The organism is Microvirga sp. TS319 (assembly GCF_041276405.1).
Taxonomy (GTDB): domain Bacteria; phylum Pseudomonadota; class Alphaproteobacteria; order Rhizobiales; family Beijerinckiaceae; genus Microvirga.
The window spans coordinates 3,246,840-3,261,028 of the sequence record NZ_JBGGGT010000002.1 but is presented as its reverse complement, the minus strand read 5'-3'; the positions used below and the strand labels follow the sequence as shown (position 1 = coordinate 3,261,028).

The 14,189-nt window shown below is 57.7% G+C and carries 10 protein-coding genes; 8 read left to right on the top strand and 2 right to left on the bottom strand.

Annotated elements, in window-relative coordinates:
* Positions 1–422: 422 nt before the first annotated feature.
* The 3 genes from rfbB (at position 423) to rfbA (ending at position 3,124) form a co-directional block, all read left to right on the top strand.
* Positions 423–1,484: a dTDP-glucose 4,6-dehydratase gene (rfbB, locus tag AB8841_RS24835; RefSeq protein ID WP_370438431.1), complete on the top strand. Its 1,062-nt coding sequence runs from the start codon at positions 423–425 to the stop codon at positions 1,482–1,484.
* A 61-nt stretch (positions 1,485–1,545) separates the two neighbouring features.
* A complete protein-coding gene (rfbC, locus tag AB8841_RS24830) occupies positions 1,546–2,103 on the top strand; it encodes a dTDP-4-dehydrorhamnose 3,5-epimerase (protein ID WP_370439359.1) in 558 nt (185 codons plus the stop codon).
* A gap of 133 nt (positions 2,104–2,236) precedes the next feature.
* On the top strand, positions 2,237–3,124 hold the full coding sequence (gene rfbA / locus AB8841_RS24825) for a glucose-1-phosphate thymidylyltransferase RfbA (RefSeq protein ID WP_370438430.1): 888 nt from the start codon (positions 2,237–2,239) through the stop codon (positions 3,122–3,124).
* Positions 3,125–3,268: 144 nt separating this feature from the next.
* Here rfbA and AB8841_RS24820 read toward each other — a convergent pair whose 3' ends face one another.
* Positions 3,269–4,162, bottom strand: a complete 894-nt coding sequence (locus tag AB8841_RS24820; RefSeq protein WP_370438429.1) for a glycosyltransferase family 2 protein — start codon at positions 4,160–4,162, stop codon at positions 3,269–3,271.
* A gap of 414 nt (positions 4,163–4,576) precedes the next feature.
* Between AB8841_RS24820 and AB8841_RS24815 the strand changes: the two genes are divergently transcribed.
* The 4 genes from AB8841_RS24815 (at position 4,577) to AB8841_RS24800 (ending at position 10,415) form a co-directional block, all read left to right on the top strand.
* Entirely contained in the window at positions 4,577–5,884 is a 1,308-nt protein-coding gene (locus AB8841_RS24815; protein ID WP_370438428.1) for a nucleotide sugar dehydrogenase, read from the top strand.
* 112 nt (positions 5,885–5,996) lie between these two features.
* On the top strand, positions 5,997–7,151 hold the full coding sequence (locus AB8841_RS24810) for a glycosyltransferase domain-containing protein (protein WP_370438427.1): 1,155 nt from the start codon (positions 5,997–5,999) through the stop codon (positions 7,149–7,151).
* Positions 7,152–8,046: 895 nt separating this feature from the next.
* On the top strand, positions 8,047–8,997 hold the full coding sequence (locus AB8841_RS24805) for a glycosyltransferase family 2 protein (protein WP_370438426.1): 951 nt from the start codon (positions 8,047–8,049) through the stop codon (positions 8,995–8,997).
* A complete protein-coding gene (locus AB8841_RS24800) occupies positions 8,994–10,415 on the top strand; it encodes a DUF6395 domain-containing protein (RefSeq protein ID WP_370438425.1) in 1,422 nt (473 codons plus the stop codon). Before AB8841_RS24805 ends, AB8841_RS24800 begins: the two co-directional genes overlap by 4 nt.
* 399 nt (positions 10,416–10,814) lie before the next feature.
* On the opposite strand, the gene AB8841_RS24795 is transcribed toward AB8841_RS24800, so the two are convergent.
* On the bottom strand, positions 10,815–12,692 hold the full coding sequence (locus AB8841_RS24795; RefSeq protein ID WP_370438424.1) for a glycosyltransferase family 2 protein: 1,878 nt from the start codon (positions 12,690–12,692) through the stop codon (positions 10,815–10,817).
* An 828-nt stretch (positions 12,693–13,520) separates the two neighbouring features.
* Between AB8841_RS24795 and pseH the strand changes: the two genes are divergently transcribed.
* Positions 13,521–14,096 (top strand): UDP-4-amino-4,6-dideoxy-N-acetyl-beta-L-altrosamine N-acetyltransferase, encoded by a 576-nt coding sequence (pseH, locus tag AB8841_RS24790; RefSeq protein ID WP_370438423.1) that lies wholly within the window; start codon positions 13,521–13,523, stop codon positions 14,094–14,096.
* The last annotated feature ends 93 nt before the right edge of the window (positions 14,097–14,189 follow it).

Genomic DNA, 14,189 nt, shown 5'->3' with positions numbered 1-14,189 from the left:
ATGCGATAGAGAGTTCCGGGCTGATGGGCGGTCTTCCGGATGGATGTATCTAAATAGCCGATAAGTGATATCGTACGCAATAACTCCGCTTACGAGGCGGCGACAGTCCATTGAATGATGTAAGGCGAAACATGGCCTCACTGTATTGCTTGGCGATAACGTTCTATAACTATGTATAATTGCGTTGCCGTTCGATATATTCAGGCACTTGGGCAGCATATTCTAAGAATGATTTAGCTGTACGGAGTTTGGAAGCTTAAATTGATAACAATCAAGCGAGCATGATCGTTTGTATTTCTTTTCAATCGCTTAGGATAGCTCTTGAGTGTGAGGGCGGATCTTGACTTCTGAGCCCATCTAGAATTTCTGTCGTTCGCCCGAGCTTCAGGTGCTTCGAAACAGACGGCAGAAAGAGTGCCAAAATGAGAAAACGCTTTTTGGTGACCGGTGGGGCTGGATTCATCGGTTCTGCCGTTGTCCGTCGTCTGATCGGCTCGACACCCCATCAGGTGCTGGTCGTGGACAAGCTCACATATGCCGGTAACCTCGATTCCCTTGCCTCCGTTGTAGACGATCCCCGTTTTGCTTTCGAGCGGGCCGATATCGCGGATGCTGCCCGGATGCTGGGCATCATCGAACGCTTTCAGCCCGATGTGGTCATGCATCTGGCGGCAGAAAGCCATGTGGACCGCTCCATCGATGGCCCCGGAGAGTTTGTTCAGACCAACGTGGTCGGTACCTTCGTCCTGCTGCAGGAGAGTCTGCGCTACTGGCGAACCCTCCGCGGAGAACGCCGCGACAATTTCCGGTTCCACCACATCTCGACCGATGAAGTCTTCGGGGCCCTGGGTGAGGAAGGCTTGTTCCACGAGAGCTATCCCTATCAACCTAATTCCCCGTATTCCGCTTCCAAGGCGGCCTCGGATCATTTCGTTCGTGCCTGGCATCACACCTACGGCCTGCCGACCGTCGTGACGAACTGCTCCAACAATTACGGGCCGTATCACTTCCCCGAGAAGCTCATCCCGCTGATGATCCTGAACGCCTTGGAGGGCAAGACGCTGCCGGTCTACGGCGACGGCAGGAACGTGCGCGACTGGCTCTATGTGGACGATCATGCGGAGGCGCTCATTCTGGCGGCCGAGAGGGGCAGGGTGGGCGAGAGCTATAATATCGGGGGCTGGAACGAGCGCAGGAACATCGATGTTGTCAGGGCCATATGCGGGCTAGTGGACGAGATGGCTCCGGATGCAAGGATCGGGCCCCGCGAAGGGCTGATCACTTACGTCGTCGATCGCCCGGGACACGACCTCCGCTATGCGATCGATGCTACCAAGATTGCGCATGATCTGGGGTGGCGACCAGCCGAGACCTTCGAAACCGGGCTCCGCAAGACGGTGCAATGGTACCTCAAGAACCGGACATGGTGGGAAAGGGTCCGCTCCGGAGGATATCGAGGCGAGCGTCTCGGTATCGGCGCCTGAGAGCGGCGCCGCCGGATGCTCTCCTGAAAAGGGTTCGGCAGAGCAAAGCTGGAGATGAATGATGCTGAATGTTCAGCCGACTGCGATACCGGACGTGAAGATCATAACGCCAAGGCGTTTCGGAGATCACCGCGGATTCTTTTCCGAAACATATAGCCGAAAGCGCTTTTTCGAGGCAGGGATCACTGAGGAGTTCGTGCAGGACAACCATTCCTTGTCGGCCGCCGTCGGGACCGTCCGTGGGCTGCATTTTCAGAGTCATCCCTTTGCTCAGGCCAAGCTCGTGAGGGTTGCCCGGGGGCGCATCTTCGATGTGGCCGTGGATATCAGGCGTTCCTCCCCCACTTATGGACGGCACGTAGCTGTGGAGCTTTCAGCTGAAAGTGGGAGTCAGCTCCTGATCCCGGTCGGATTTGCCCACGGTTTTTGCACCCTCGAACCGGATACGGAAATCCAGTACAAGGTTACTGCCGATTACTCGCCAGCCCACGATCATGGTATTGCCTTCGACGATCCGTCGCTAGGGATCGAATGGCCGATGCCGCAGGGGCAGGCGATTCTGTCGGACAAGGATCGAATGCAGCCGCGGCTTGCGGAACTCCCCGTCTATTTCGATTGATGGCCGGGACATACGGGGCGCCGACGGCAGCAGGGGGATTGACGGGGGTCCTTTCACGGATGGAGCACCCTCTGGACCTGAACTGGATCATAGATGTGGCCGCCGACCCGGCTGCCGACGAAAGGGGATCAACGTGAAGGGCATCATCCTGGCGGGCGGAAGTGGCACGCGTCTGCACCCGATGACATACGTGATGTCGAAACAACTGCTCCCCATCTACGACAAGCCGATGATCTATTATCCCCTGACCACGCTCATGCTGGCGGGGGTACGAGAGATCCTCGTCATCTCGACACCGGACGATCTGCCACGCTTCCGGCACCTCTTGGGTTCGGGCGAGCAATGGGGCATTCGCCTGTCTTATGCGGAACAGCCAAAGCCGGAAGGGCTGGCTCAGGCCTATATCATCGGGGCGGAGTTCGTGGCCGGCGGACCGTCGGTCCTGATCCTGGGAGATAATGTCTATTATGGTCATGGCCTGACCGAGCTGCTGCGCTCGGCCGCTGGACGCACCTCCGGAGCATCCGTATTCGCCTACCATGTAACCGACCCGGAGAGATACGGCGTCGTCGAGTTCAACGCTAGCGGCAGGGCTGTCTCCATCGAAGAGAAGCCCAAGGTCCCGCGCTCCCACTGGGCGGTCACGGGACTATATTTCTATGATCATCAAGTGATCGACATCGCGGCCGGGCTCAAGCCCTCGGCTCGAGGCGAGCTTGAGATCACGGATGTGAACCGGGCGTACCTTGAAATGGGCCAACTCCAGGTGGAGTTGATGGGCCGAGGCTACGCTTGGCTAGACACGGGAACTCCCGATAGCCTCGTGGAGGCGGCCGAGTTCGTACGCGCTCTCGAAAAGCGGCAGGGGTTCCGGATCGCCTGTCCGGAGGAAATTGCCTTCACGTCTGGCTGGATCAGCCGCGAGCAGCTCACCGAACTCGGAACCAAGCTCGCCAAAAGTACCTATGGTCAGTATCTCCTGAACATTGCCAGGGGAGCATCTGCGATGCCAGGCTCGTAGCGCATCGTGCGGACCCAGCGGGCCGCGCGAGTGAAACGTGGCCCCGGCTGTCCGCTTAAGCGATGCGCTCCTCTCGGAGGGAGCATCGGATCGATGAGAGACCTCTCCTGCCGAGGACGCCAGGGCTTGTGGACAAGGCCTGTGCTACGGGCGGATACGTCCGAAGCGGCCGATGAAGCTGTCCCGGATGCCCCGCCCCATCAGTTGCAGCCTTAAACGCTTCTTGTCGACGAGCGTGGTGTAGGCCCCGAGAAAGGCAAGGCTTCTGCTGATGAAGTAGAGACGCCACGCCAGGGGCGTATAGGGCTGGCGGGCCAGCCAAAGGGCATTCCTCACCCAATAGTAATTCCGTACCGGCGTGTGGACGGCTATCTGACGGCGTCCGATCTTGACGGTGCCGCTGCCCAGATGGTGGTCCACCACCGCGCTTGGTGCGATGAACGCGGCGAATCCGGCTGCCCGAGCCCGGAAGCACCACTCCACGTCAACGAGATCGATGAAGAGGTCCTCCTTGAATTCTCCAACCTGCTCCAAGACCGCGAGGGGGATCAGGGATCCTGACGCGATGATGGAGTCGCTCGCGATCGGCCGGGCCTGATTTTCAAGGGAAATCCGTAATAAGCGGAGCCCGTTGGCGCGGTAGGCGCGCGTCTGCTGCTTGCTGTGACGCTCGAAGTAGGCGGGACCGATGGCCGAAACCTTGCCGTGGTCCCGTTCAAGAAGCGACAGCTGGTGTGCCAGATCTGCCACGACTCCAGGCGCAAGAATCGTATCCTGGTCAAGCAAGAGCACATGCGTGAAGCCATCTTTGCGCGCCAGGGCGATGCCTTGGTTCTGCGCGGCCGCAATTCCTAGATTCTGGCTGTTGGAAAGGACCTGGGCTCCCACGCCTTGGGCGATCTGACCGATCTCGGCCATATTGACGGAGCCGTTGTCGACCACCGCAATCCCGTCGATCTGAGAGGCAATCGAGTCGAGAACACGGGCGAGCAGGCCAGTGTCCGGATTGTAGGTTACGGCAACAGCTAAAATGCGCACCCTCGTCCTCCCGCGTCGAACTGTGTCTAGAGCATCGGACGCAAAAGTGGGGACCGGTTTTGCGTGCAAAGATGCTCGAAATCGGTGACTTACAGCATCGGATGTGCGTTCGATTTCACGTCCGATGCTGTAGTAGATCGATCCATGAGAGGGGGCAACCGGTGAATACAGGCCCGCTTCGGCGCTTTCCTGCCCGATCCCCCGATCCGGATAGAGACATAATATTGCTAAGGGTTGCTGGTGTGGGGCTGAGACGGTATAGCGGCGTGATGGCGGCTGTCATCCGTTTCGCGGCGGGGTGGTCGCAGCCTTCTTTCGGGGAGCGCCTCCTGTGCGCTGTCTGGATCCTGGCGACCCTAACCCGATGATTTTCATAGGAAGCGCTGCCCCATAAGGCTAAGGTCGAGATTTGCAATGCACAAAGATGCTCTGCTTAAAAAACTGAATGACAAGACTGCTGTGATCGGTGTCGTAGGGCTTGGTTACGTTGGGTTGCCGCTCTCAATCCGCTACGCCGAAGTTGGCTATAAAGTAGTCGGCTTCGATATTGACCAGGTCAAGGTCGATATTCTCAAGAGCGGGCAGACTTATATTGAACACATTCCTGCTCAAGGCATCGCGAAAGCAATTGAAAGCGGCTTTGAGCCCACGACAGATCTTTCAAGGGCAAAAGAGGTCGATGCGCTGATCCTGTGCGTTCCGACACCCTTGAACAAGTACCGGGAACCTGATCTCAGCTACGTGCTGACCACAGTCGATGCCCTCGTGCCGCATCTGCGGACCGGTCAGGTGATGTCCCTGGAGAGCACGACCTACCCCGGAACGACCGAAGAGGAGCTCAGGCCGCGGATCGAGAGGTCCGGGTTCAAGGTCGGGGAAGACTTCTTCCTGGTGTTCTCGCCCGAGCGCGAGGACCCGGGCAATGCGAAGTTCAGCACGCATACCATTCCGAAAGTGTGCGGCGGCACGACCTCCTCCTGCCTTGAGGCGGGCCTCGCGCTTTATGGACAGGTCATCAATACTGTCGTGCCGGTCAGTTCGACGCAGGCGGCGGAACTCACCAAGCTGCTCGAGAATATCCACCGCGCCGTCAATATCGGCCTGGTCAACGAAATGAAGATCATCGCCGACCGGATGGGAATCGACATCCACGAGGTGATCCGTGCAGCCGCCACCAAGCCATTCGGATTCGTTCCGTACTATCCGGGCCCCGGTTTGGGGGGGCACTGCATCCCCATCGACCCGTTCTATCTCACCTGGAAGGCGCGGGAATACGGCGTGCATACACGCTTCATCGAACTTGCGGGCGAGATCAACAGCGCCATGCCCGAGTGGGTGGTCGAGAAGATTGCCGATGCCTTGAACGAGCGCGAGAAGTCGATCCGGGGCAGCCGGATCCTCGTTCTCGGCATCGCCTATAAGAAGAACGTCGACGACATGAGGGAGTCTCCCTCTGTGGAATTGATGAGCCTCCTACAGGCCAAGGGCGCCCATATCGCCTACAGCGATCCGCATGTGCCGACATTCCCCAAGATGAGGCGCTACTCGTTCGATCTGGCCAGTGTCGATCTGACGCCGGAAGTGCTGGCCAGCTACGACCTGGTGCTGCTGGCGACGGATCACGACAAGTTCGACTACGAAGCCATCGAAAGCCATTCCAAGCTCATCGTCGACACCCGTGGACGGTACCTGGGAGCCCGGCCCAATGTGGTGAAGGCCTGAGGCGTGCTCAGGCCGAATTGGACAGAAACCGTCCTTCTGCAGGATGTGAAAACCTGTGGGAGCGACTTGGTTTCTGCCCTCTACGGTGCCGACTGGCAGGGCGTGTGAACCGATGACCGAAGACGCTCTTCACAACCAGAAGCCGGATCGCCTCAGCGGCATTGAGCGCGATCCCAGCGCCTTGCAGGCGGAGATCAGAAGGCTGGGGAGAGAGGTCGAGGACCTGCAAGGCGAGATCAGGAGCCTGCAGGCCGAAATCCGGGGGATGAAGAATTCCCTGTACTGGAAGATGACGGTCCCTTTGCGCTTTCTGGCACGCAGGCTTCCGCGCCTCACAAGATGGGGAAGGCAGGGAGTCGAAGCGCTCAAGGATGCTGTTGCGACAGGTTTGCCCAGGCAAGCTTCTCAAGCATTTTTAGATAACCGGTGGCGCGTCAGCGACGATATCGAACGCCAAATTACAGCATACCAGCACGATGCTGTTCCGAGGGATGAGCGCAAGATCGTTTTCTACACGGCGATCTTTGGCGAATACGACAACCTGCTGCTTCCCGACACGATCGACCCTGGCATCGATTATGTCTGCTTCACGGATCGTCCGCGCAACACTTACGGTATCTGGCAGATGCGGTCGCCCCCTTACCAGCACCCTGATCCGACGCGGGTGGCGCGATATGTGAAAATGCACCCCCATGAGCTGTTTCCCACGCACGAGTTCGCGGTTTGGCTCGACGCCAACATCATCCTGAAAGGCGATATCCGCAAATACATCGACATGATCCGGCTCGAGACGGGTGACCTCGGCCTGGTGTCGCATCCTCACCGGGCGTGCTTTTATGACGAGGCGGAGGCTTGCAGGCAGCTTAAGAAGGATGCCGCTGCCGTAATCCAGGAGCAGGTCGACTATTACCGAGAGCGAGGGCTGCCCGCAAACCATCCTCTGTACGAAACCGGCTTCATGATCGTTCCGATGCGAAGCGATAAAACTCGGGAGGCTTTCCGTTCGTGGTGGCAGCAGATCGAGCGCTTCAGCCGCAGAGACCAGCTCGGTCTCGCCTGGACGACCCATGAGCATCGCGAGCTTCGGATCGTTCCGCTCTTGCCCGAAGGATGCTCCGTGCGGGATCACGCGGACTTCACATACTACCGACACAGCTATGCGCGTGCCTTGGTTGTTCCCGACGTCCTCTTGCGGCTGGGCTCCGAGGCACGCCCGGCCGGGAGGGACCCCAGCGCAACGTCACCCAACGGCACGCATTCATCATGACGATTTGTGGTGAAAGAAAAATCGGTCTTCTGCAGCGAGGAGCTTCCATCGCGGCCGGATCACGTCAAGGGTTGGCGCCTGCTTGCGTCAAACGCGGCCTGCGCGATAATAGATCCTTTCCCCGCAGGTCGAAGAGCGGTTATCCCTAATGCGGCATATCCTTCTGAGAACTCGCTCTCAGCTACGGAGGATCGGCTTCCTCCGGAAAATCGTCTTCGGGCTTAGAATGATAAGCTTCGGACCTCAGGGTCTGACCTTGCTGCGCGCTGGACGGCTGATGGAGGCGGGGAACTTCAATGCTGCGGCTGATTGTCTCCGGGCAATCGAGCCAAAGCAGGACCGCGTCTGGAAGTCGCTTCTGCGCTGCTACTGCGCGGCTCACCGTTTCGAAGAAGCGATCCGCGCGTACGAGTCGATGTCTGATGACGTCAAGATGGATGCGGAGTGCCGGCAGCTCTACATGACCGCGGCTGCCAATCTGAGGCAATCGGAAACGATCAGGGCAACGCTTGAGGAGCTGCTTCAAAGCTCCCGCCAGGCTGCGGCTGACGGGCTTTTATGCAGGCTCTACCCTTTTGCGAAACGCTTGGATCCCGAGACTCACAGGGCGGTCGCCGCGCGCGTTGTTTCCTCCAGATCCAAACTCGTTCTCAAGGATTTCGACTCTGTCCTGAAATGCGCTCATGACTTCTTGACCCAGGGATGGGACGCGGAAGCCGTCGCATTGAAGGAGGCGCTGAGGAGCCGGGCAGGCGATCCGGCGAGCCGTATCAAACTCACCATGTTCGAGGCACAATCCCATTTCCTGAGGGGGCGCTACGATCTTCAGCTTGCCGCGATCAATGACATCCTCGCGGTGCAGGCCGTTACACCGGTTGCTCTGGTCGATCCGGATGTGCCGTTCATCTGCGAAAACCTGAAAGCTCCTCCTGTCGAATACGCCGAGGCCGAGGGGCCCCTCGTTTCCATCGTGATGCCGGCTTATAACAGCGCCGCCACGATCGGCTACGCTTTAGAGTCATTGCGCACGCAATCCTATCGAAACATCGAGGTCATCGTCGTCGACGACTCCAGCAGCGATGAAACGAGGCGGATCGTCTCGCAACTCACCGCCACCGATCCGCGCTTCCGCTTGATAGGCCTCGAGAGGAATGCCGGAACCTACGTCGCACGAAACCTGGCTCTGGCCGCGGCCGAGGGCGAGTATGTCACGACCCAGGATGCGGACGACTGGGCGCATCCGCAGAAGATCGCAATGGCAGTCGCTGTGTTGCAGCGAGATGCCTCGATCGTTGCGACATGGGTGAAGCATATCCGCTGTTCGAGCCGGCAGGGCTTCAGGGCGCTGAGCGGCTATATTCGGCCGGATGCCTCTTCACTCATGTTCCGGCGAAAGCCGGTCATGGAAAGAGCCGGCTGGTATGACTCAGTGCGCGCAGCAGGCGACGGCGAGTTCCATCTGCGCGTGGAGCGCGTTTTCGGGCGCCGTAGCATTCGCCAGATCGACAAGCTGCTTTCTTTCGTCAGCTGGTCGGAGGGAAGTTTGTCCGGGAGTGGCGAGTTCGAGATCGACAGTGATCTTGGCATTTTCAGCCCGTCGCGAAGCGCATATCGCCGATCCTTCGGCCTTTGGCACGAGACGGCGAACAGCCTTTTCATGCCCTTTCCCTTGGAGAGCCGTCCGTTTGCGGCGCCGGATGTCTTTCTGCCCGCGAGAGGCGAATCTTCCGAGGCCCTTTTCATCCATCCGTGGAGCGGGCGCAGCCGCGATGGCTCGCCTGCCTCGGCCCCTTCACTCGTCGACGAGACAACAACCATACACCCCTCATCAAGGAAGATCATATGAGAGTGTCTTCTGACCTCGTGCCTGCAGGGCCTGGTAAAAGTGCATCCGTACTGAAGCTGTCGGTGACCCCCGATCAGGAGGATGTCGAGTATTACAGCGCCCGCAAAGGCAAACTGGGACATCATGAAGTCTCCTTCTCCCTGGAACCGGGATGGTCCCTCGAGAAAACCCATCCGGACCTGTATGGCCTGATGTGCCTCTTGGTGCTTCGGGCTTTCACAATGCGGAGCATCGTTCTGGATCGGCCGGTTAGCAGCACGTTCGCCGAGATCGTGCATAAGAACCTGAAGATCGAAATCGGCCCGGTGGATCCGAAAATTGCGCCACGTGAAATGCCGAGCAATGCCCGCGACGGTGTGGCTTTCAGCGGAGGTGTGGATTCGTGTGCCGCGCTCTTCCTGATGCCGAAGAACGCCGTCCCGATCTTCATGAAAAGATCGAGTCCGCCCGCACTTGCCAAAGACTCGCTTTATCGTGCCGATGCTGCGCTAAGCAGCTGCGATGCCGTCGCAAGGGCAGGGTACGACGTCCGCCAGCTTGAGACGAGCCTTGAGTATGTGCGCAATCCCATCGGCTTTCCGGTCGACTGGTCCAATGCCGCTCCAGGCGTTCTTCATGCCGATCAACTGGGACTTCGGTCGTTTTCATTCGGAACGATCGCCGAGTCCGCGTACTTCCTCGGGCACGAGCATTTCTCCGACCTTAAAAGCCGAGCCATTTATCGTAACTGGGCGCCCGTTTTCGACGGGGCCGCTCTGCCAATGTGCCTTCCGGTGGCAGGGTTGAGCGAGGTGACAACGTCCCGCATCGCTATTGAATGCGTGCCGGAGTGGTTACCGCAGTCATGCGTTCGCGGAGAAGCGGGGCGGCCTTGCATGAGGTGCTTCAAGTGCTTCAGGAAGACCCTTCTCGAGGCCAGGATTACGGGCAGGAAAGTGCCCGATGGATATTTCGACATCGTGCGCAAAAGCCGGGAGGTTTCCAACCGGTTGTTGGCTCAGCCCATTCACCACGAGGACGGCCTCGCCTATAGTCTCCATGGCCAGTGGAATTATGATGATCCGATCTATCAGGCGTTGAAGCTTAAGACGACGCCGATGTACGACTATGGGAAAGGCCTGGGGTTCCTCGAAAGATTCTACTCGCCCGCTTACGAGTATGTGCCGGAGATCGTTCGAGAGGAGTTCAAATCAAAGCTCGGTCGGCACGTTGCCGCAATGACTCGTGACGACATCGAAATCATGGAGAACTGGAACTTGCACACATTGACCGATGACGAGCGTTACAAGCGAGGGCAGGCTGCCCTGTCGTCGGCTCTTGGTGCAACATTTCATATCCGGGAAACGGTCGAAAAGAAAGTCCCGGGACTCCTCGGCATATGGTCCAGGTTCCGTTCGCGGCAGCGCCAAGGGTCGTGAAGACGGACCGGGAGGAGGCTCTGGACTGCTCGTCCCGTTTCCCATGCGCTGACGATCGCGCGGCTTCGGCAATATGAACTAAATGCAGCAGCGTAGGAGAATGCATTAGAGCATCGGACGTGAAAAGTGGATTTGCCCTTTTGGGATTGAATCCGATGCTCACTCCGAGAGGAGCGCATCGTTCTTGCGAGCAACCGGGTCCGCTTTTCGCGAGCGCAGCCCGCTGGGGCCGCACGATGCGCTAGCAGGAATACTGCAGTGGGCCCATTGAAGTCATGATGGCCTCATGCTGGATCGTATCCAGGCATTCCGGCAACTCCGGCAACTTCTCTGCGATCATCGAAGGCAGGCGCGTATCAATGGGAGACCTTGCCGGACTGGCGCGCAATCAGCTCCGATCTATAAGTCCAGGACGAGCTTCAGATCGTCCGTCCCCACGATCCGAGGAGAACCGCCGAGACAACGTTCCGCCTCAGCGATCTGCTCGGGCTGCAGTTCATGGCCGCTCACGACGTACACGCCCGCGGAGGAAATTGACGGAAGCGGAGATGGCGGCTCATCGAGAAGTTCGGCCTTCATGACCACAACAGATTTGCAACGAACCGTCTCGCCCGGAACGATATTCTCGACAAGACCTGCGGCGATCGCGGCGCGGATCGGCAGCGCAACGTTGGCGGTTGCTGTCTTGAATGTTGGCCAGTGCACAATCCCGACTCGACGACCGGCTTCCGCCAAGGCGTTCCAGAGCGCTTTGTCGCCTTCGAACGACGGGACCGTGTTGGCGTAATCATCGATTATGACAACATCGATATCCGTAATGGGCTCCTTGCGCCCAAGCACAATCCGTGGCGCTGGAAAACGGCGGGTATCCGTCATACGAAAATCGGGTTCCTGGCGGGCCCGTTCGGAGGCGTGCCAGAAGCGATAGGCTTCTTTGTACTGTCGGCGTGCACCGTAATAGAGGGTTGCGAGCCCTGTCGTCGACGTTTGCGTCAACGATGTCTGCTCAAGAAGAATGAGCGTCAAAGGGGTGCTTTGGAAGAGCACGTTCGTCTTGAGATTGTGTTTTGCCTTGATACGCTCGTAGAGTTCAGAATCCGCAGCGACCCTGGTCCTATCCCACCCGCCGAGTTCGATCAGCATTTCTCGTCTCAACAGCAGAGATGAGAGATTCTGCATGAGCATCGCAGCCGCGCCGGTGCTGGGTCTAAAGCGAAGGTCGTACGAGACTCGAACGCCGGTTGTCGTGCTGATGCCATATGGGTTGGACATGGCATGCTGCATCTGCGCAGCAAGCTTTTCCGGGTGAGACCAATCGTCCGCATCGTGAACAGTGACGAACTCACCCGTGGCGTGTGCCAGCGCGGTGTTCCTGGCGGAGTACGCGCCGCCATTGACTTCGTGGCGGACAGGAACGATCCGGCTGTCGCGCTGGGCAAATTCCTGAATGACGCGCCAGGTCTCGTCGGGGCCCCGATCGTCGACGACAATAACTTCAAGGTTGTGCCAGGTCTGGTTCAGAATGCTGGTGAGCGCGATCGGCAATGTGCGAGCACAATTGTAGGCAGGGACCAGAACGCTGAGCTTCGCTGGGGCATCGACAGGGCGCGGGTGAGAAACGGTAATGTTGTCGAGTGAAAGGGGTGCGCTCCCGTCAATTTTCTCAATCTTCGAGAAGCCCGCTTTCGTATAGGCTCTGTTGAGCAAGGCAAGACGTTCAGAATCGGCGGCCATCGGATCACCGGTGCTGCTCGCAATCGCGTAGGAGATATTGGCTGCAGTCAGGTCGAGATCCGTGTTGAACTGAAAGGGCCTCCATTTCGAAGCCCACTTTAGCCATTGCTTTGCATCCCCTGGACGACCGAGTTGCAGGAGACATTCAACGGTGAGGATCTGGACGTGGAAATGGGTGCAGAGCTTCGGATTCGCCGCTGTTGCCAGCATGATGTTTCCAAGGGCCTTGCCGTAGTCCCCATTCTGAACTTGCCATCGTGCCAGGTACCACGCGGCCGAGGCCGCCGCCTTGGGCTGATGTGGGGCTGCAAGCTTCAGGCTTTCCAACTCCTCTGCGTTGTGGCTGAATCCAGCCCGTAATTGTTCGAAAAGACGATGAGCCTGCTTGTTATTCGGGGCACGGCGCCCAGCGCGCTTCCTCATCGTTAATGACGCCGAATCGAACGCGATCGCAAGTGTCTCGATCAATGTTGGACAATACTTCTTTAGAGCAACGCGCACTGAAGTCGGAAATAATCGTGCGAGGTTCTGTGCGGCACTCATTCTGTTGAAGCCCAATCCAAGTATTTGCAATAGGATAATGCTGGTCCGTGTGCCTTGCGACGACGCAGAAGCGATAAACTTTATGCTCAGAACTGGTAAAATTGTCCAGACCCGGTACTGACCAAAGATCAATCAACATTGAATCTCTGATGGGAATAGGGGCTCATTGTCGAAAGACCTTACGAACGTATGTTCATTGAATGCGGCCGATCCCTATGGAGTTGAAAGGGGGCTTTCTCGATCCATGCGCATTTTGCGGCTTGGTCTTCTGGCCGGAGTTCTGATTCGAAGGCGCGATGATCGCCAATCGCCGATGAACGGCACCGAAGGTTCGGATGATTAAGCTCTATGTTGATCGAGTCTCGGAGTGTCGCCATGATAAAGTGCGTGACATCCTGCTGAACATCAAACGAATTTCAGAAATGATCTCCATCACTTCGGCTTTTACCCAGGAAGTGCTTTGGCAGGGCAGTGACATGCGACTGGTCGCCGAGCATTTCGCAACACCGTGTCGCGAGTCCGAATGCGGGGGGGGCGTCGAGCGTCGGTCCAGACGGTCGCAGAGAGGGGCGGATGCCCTCTTCGTCGAATGCATCGCGTCATGAAGGGGGTGTCTCTGGAGCATCGGACGTGACATCGAAGCCACATCCGATGCTGTCAGCCTCTGTTCTCGATCATCTTTTCACGCAAAACCGGTTCCCCTTTTTGGGTTCGATGAGCTAGGCATCCAATCTATTGCGGCCGAGCAGTCGGGATGTTTCTATTTCATTCCGCTGACTGCATAAGCAGTCATCGGCCTTTCCAATGTTTGTGAGCTTAGGGTTATCGATGGACAGTCAGAAAGATGTGCGGCGCACCGCGACGAGCGAATTTGGCAGCCTTCGAAACGTCTCCGAAGATGATCTGGCCGATATGCTGGCTTGGCGAAATTCGCCTTCGGTCAGGTCGAAGATGTTTACCCAGCACGTCATTGCATGGGAGGAGCATGTGCGATGGTGGAATGCGGTTAAAGATAGAAAAGACCAGATCCATTTCATCTATGAATTTCAAAATGAACCACTTGGAGTCGTGATCTTTAAAGATGTCGACACCTTGAATAAATCTTCTTCTTGGGCGTTCTATGCTAAGCCGGACGCTCCCAAGGGGACCGGCTCAAGAATGGAGTTGCTTGCGCTCAACTTTATTTTTCTTGAATTTGGGATGGAGTATTTATACTGCGAGGTGCTTTCATCCAACGAAGCCGTTGTGGGGTTGCACCAAAAATTCGGCTTCTCGATCAAAGAACGACTGGCAGAGCAAAGGATCGGCGCTCAAATTTTCGACTTCGTGCGCCTTGGTATCGAGAGGAGAGAGTGGCTCCAGCGCCGAGACGAAGTCATGGCAAGAATGCTTTCAGCGAGGTAGTAAGAGGGTTGTGCCGTAACATCGCCAATCCGTGGCCGATTGACCCTCGGGTTCGATAGTACGGTCAGAGCGCTGATCCATGCCGAGGGAGGC